1 pseudogene is annotated in these 268 nt (G+C 66.0%); it reads right to left on the bottom strand.

Annotated elements, in window-relative coordinates:
• A pseudogene (locus tag SB816_RS32075) lies at positions 1 to 268 on the bottom strand (diaminopimelate decarboxylase); the annotation flags it as partial.

Raw genomic sequence — 268 nt, 5'->3', positions numbered from 1 at the left:
CCGCGTGGCCGAGATGCCGTTCGATCCGCTTGCGCGCGGCATCCCACTGGTTGAAGTAGTGACCGACGTCGACGCGCGGCTCGCCGCCGCGATACGGAATCGACAACCCGCCGCCCGCCGAAATGGCGTCGATATCGTGGCCGAGCGACGTGACGAGATCGACCATCGCGTCGCACACCTGCGACAGGTGGCCGTAGTCGACGCCCGAACCGATATGCATGTGGATGCCGACCAGTTTCAGCCCGTAGCGGCGCACGATCTCGATCGC

The organism is Achromobacter sp. SIMBA_011 (assembly GCF_046535435.1).
In the GTDB taxonomy this organism is placed as follows: domain Bacteria; phylum Pseudomonadota; class Gammaproteobacteria; order Burkholderiales; family Burkholderiaceae_B; genus Achromobacter; species Achromobacter dolens.
Note: the sequence above shows the minus strand (reverse complement) of the source record. Positions and strands in the feature narration are given on the sequence as shown.